The following is a 3,664-nucleotide window of genomic DNA, read 5'->3' on the forward strand; positions in this document are numbered from 1 at the left end:
ATGTCGAACAGGTCCTTGGCCGAAAAAGCCAGTCCGGCGAGCGGCAGGCCAGGCGCCGCGGCGGCGGCTTCCCGGCGCGCTTCGTCCGGCATTGTGCGGGTGAAGGCGTGCGCGCAGGCCGGCGAGGCGGCGGTGGCCAGGCTCTGCGCCATTTCGGTGCGCGCATCGGAGGTGGTCGCCAGCAGGGCGAGGCGGGTGGCGTGCAGGTCGGGTCGCATGGTGTGGGTGGCCAGTCGGAAGAGGGGGTTCGAGGGCGGTGAGTGCTATACTCCTTGGGTTTCGCCCAGCGGCCGCGAGGATCTTTGGGCGCGACGCATCCGCAAACCAGCCCATTCAAGGTGTTGTGAGGCTTTCCTCCAATGGAAAAGCACACAAAACGGGCTGGATTTTAGACCCAACCTTTGGAGTTATTCCTTATGTCGACCACCATGCGCGAAATGCTGGAAGCCGGTGTCCATTTCGGTCACCAGACCCGCTTCTGGAACCCCAAGATGGCCCCGTACATCTTCGGCCATCGCAACAAGATTCACATCATCAACCTGGAAAAGTCGCTTCCGATGTTCCAGGATGCGATGAAGTACGCCAAGCAGCTGACCGCCAACCGCGGCACCATCCTGATGGTCGGCACCAAGCGCCAGGCCCGCGAGATTGTGGCTGCCGAAGCCCGCCGCGCCGGCGTGCCCTTCGTCGACACCCGCTGGCTCGGCGGCATGCTGACCAACTTCAAGACCGTCAAGACCTCGATCAAGCGTCTGAAGGACATGAAGGCCCAGCAGGAAGCCGGCCTCGACAGTCTGAGCAAGAAAGAGCAGCTCACCTTCTCCCGCGAGATCGCCAAGCTCGAAAAGGACATCGGCGGCATCCAGGACATGACCGCGCTGCCCGACGCCATCTTCGTGATCGACGTGGGCTTCCACAAGATCGCCGTCGCCGAAGCCAAGAAGCTCGGCATCCCGTTGATCGGCGTGGTCGACTCGAACCACTCGCCTGAAGGCATCGACTACGTTATCCCCGGCAACGACGACTCGTCGAAAGCAGTCACGCTGTATGCCCGCGGTATCGCCGACGCGATCATCGAAGGCCGCAACAGCGGCGTCAACGACGTCGTGAAGGCCGTGGCTGAAGGCGGTTCCGACGAATTCGTCGAAGTCGAAGAGGGCGCTTCCGCCTGATTCAAGCTCGCTCGAGCCTGAAGAAGGGGCTTCGTTGCCCCTTTTTTTTAATCTGATTTTCGCGGACGCCCGGTGCGGCGGCCGCAGCTGACAAACCGAACGGAGTACACACATGGCAACGATCACCGCAAGCATGGTTGGCGAACTGCGCGCAAAAACCGACGCCCCGATGATGGAATGCAAGAAGGCGCTGACCGAGGCCGACGGCAACATGGACAAGGCCGAAGAGCTGCTGCGCATCAAGCTCGGCAACAAGGCCGGCAAGGCTTCGGGCCGCATCACGGCCGAAGGCGTGGTCACGGCGTACGTCGGCGGCGATGCCGGTGCAATGATCGAGATCAACTGCGAAACCGACTTCGTCACCAAGAACGACAGCTTCCTCGCGATGGCCAATGCGGCCGCCATGCTGGTCGCCAAGAACAACCCGGCCGACCTGGCCGCGCTGGGTGCCCTGGCCTACGAGCAGGACGGCTTCGGCCCGACGCTGGAAGACGTGCGCAAGGGCCTGATCGGCAAGATCGGCGAGAACATGAGCTTCCGCCGCTTCAAGCGCTTCGCCGGCAACGGCAAGCTGGCGTCGTACCTGCACGGCACCCGGATCGGCGTGATGGTCGAGTTCGAAGGCGACGAGACCTCGGCCAAGGATGTGGCGATGCACATCGCCGCGATGAAGCCGGTCGCGATCTCGGCCTCGGACGTGCCGGCCGACCTGATCGAGAAGGAACGCGCGGTTGCCGCCGGCAAGGCCGAGGAAGACCGCAAGGTGGCCGAAGCCGCGGGCAAGCAGCCCCAGCCGGCCGACATCGTCGCCAAGCGCATCGAAGGCGGCGTGCAGAAGTACCTCAAGGAGGTCTCGCTGCACAACCAAGCTTTCGTCAAGAACGACAAGCAGACYGTCGAGCACATGCTCAAGGCCGCCAACACCTCGATCAAGGGCTTCACGCTCTACGTCGTCGGCGAAGGCATCGAGAAGAAGGTCGACGACTTCGCGGCCGAGGTGGCAGCGCAGGTCGCAGCCGCCAAAGCTGCGGCCTAAGTCACGCCGCAGCGCGGCAGTGCACGTGACGCACTGCCGCTTCTTCACAGTCACGTTTTACACTCGCCCCCGCTCACCTCTAAGGAACCACCCATGCTCGACACCCGCCCAGCCCACAAGCGAATCTTGTTGAAGCTGTCGGGCGAGGCGCTGATGGGGGACGACGCGTTCGGCATCAACCGCGCGACTATCGTCCGGATGGTGGGCGAGGTGGCCGAAGTCGTGAACATGGGTGTTGAGGTCGCCGTCGTGATTGGCGGCGGCAACATCTTCCGCGGCGTCGCCGGCGGTTCGGTGGGCATGGACCGCGCCACCGCCGACTACATGGGCATGCTGGCCACGGTCATGAACGCGCTGGCCCTGGCCGACGCGATGAACAAGCAGGGCCTGATCGCCCGCGTGATGTCGGCCATCGCGATCGAGCAGGTGGTCGAGCCCTATGTGCGCCCCAAGGCCTTGCAGTACCTCGAAGAGGGCAAGGTCGTGATCTTCGCCGCCGGCACCGGCAACCCCTTCTTCACGACCGATACGGCTGCCGCGCTGCGCGGTGCCGAGATCGGCGCCGAACTGGTGCTCAAGGCGACCAAGGTCGACGGCGTCTACACGGCCGACCCCAAGAAGGACCCGAGAGCGACACGCTACACCAACCTGAGCTTCGATGAAGCCATTGCACAAAACCTCGGCATCATGGACGCCACGGCCTTCGCGCTGTGCCGCGACCAGAACCTGCCGATCAATGTGTTCTCGATCTTCAAGAACGGCGCACTCAAGCGTGTCGTGATGGGCGAGGACGAAGGCACCCTCGTGCACGCTTGAGGAGAATGAACCCATGACCATTGCAGACATCCGCAGTGCGACCGACGCCAAGATGAACCAGTCGCTCGCCGCCTTCCAGAACAACCTGACCAAGATCCGCACCGGCCGCGCCAATCCGGCCTTGCTGGATTCGGTCCATGTCGATTACTACGGCTCGTCGGTGCCGCTGTCGCAGGTCGCCAACGTCGCGCTGCTCGACTCCCGCACGATCAGCGTCCAGCCCTGGGAAAAGGGCATGGGCGCCAAGATCGAGAAAGCCATCCGCGAGAGCGACCTGGGCCTCAATCCGGCCTCGATGGGCGACCTGATCCGCGTTCCGCTGCCGCCGATGAGCGAGGAGCGCCGCAAGGAAATGACCAAGCTGGTGCGCAACGAAGGCGAGACCGCCAAGATCGCGACGCGCAACCTGCGCCGCGACGCCAACGATGCGATCAAGAAGCTGGTCAAGGACAAGCTGGCCTCGGAAGACGATCAGAAGCGCGCCGAAGCCGAGATCCAGAAGGTGACCGACCGCCACATCGGGGAAATCGACCGCCTGGTGACCGCCAAAGAAGCTGAGATCATGGCTGTTTGAGATGAAGCAACAGGTGCCCGCGGTTCCCCATCACATCGCCATCGTCATGGATGGCAACGGCCGCTG

General features: G+C 63.5%; 4 protein-coding genes and 1 pseudogene. 4 read left to right on the forward strand and 1 reads right to left on the reverse strand.

Translation table 11 applies throughout. From position 1 onward, the window contains the following. Positions 1-218: pseudogene (locus tag AC1DY5_RS46870) on the reverse strand (amidase); the annotation flags it as partial. A 198-nt stretch (positions 219-416) separates the two neighbouring features. Here AC1DY5_RS46870 and rpsB point away from each other — a divergent pair. The 4 genes from rpsB (at position 417) to frr (ending at position 3,598) form a co-directional block, all read left to right on the forward strand. After that, positions 417-1,172 carry a 30S ribosomal protein S2 gene (gene rpsB / locus AC1DY5_RS46875; RefSeq protein ID WP_478121211.1) on the forward strand — a complete coding sequence of 252 codons (756 nt, stop codon included), beginning with the start codon at positions 417-419 and terminating at the stop codon, positions 1,170-1,172. Between the two features lie 112 nt (positions 1,173-1,284). Beyond that, positions 1,285-2,208, forward strand: a complete 924-nt coding sequence (gene tsf, locus AC1DY5_RS46880; protein WP_478121212.1) for a translation elongation factor Ts — start codon at positions 1,285-1,287, stop codon at positions 2,206-2,208. A gap of 93 nt (positions 2,209-2,301) precedes the next feature. After that, positions 2,302-3,024: a UMP kinase gene (gene pyrH / locus AC1DY5_RS46885; RefSeq protein ID WP_478121213.1), complete on the forward strand. Its 723-nt coding sequence runs from the start codon at positions 2,302-2,304 to the stop codon at positions 3,022-3,024. A gap of 13 nt (positions 3,025-3,037) precedes the next feature. Beyond that, a complete protein-coding gene (frr, locus tag AC1DY5_RS46890; protein ID WP_478121214.1) occupies positions 3,038-3,598 on the forward strand; it encodes a ribosome recycling factor in 561 nt (186 codons plus the stop codon). Positions 3,599-3,664 lie beyond the last annotated feature (66 nt).

The organism is Variovorax sp. P4_D9 (assembly GCF_056401695.1).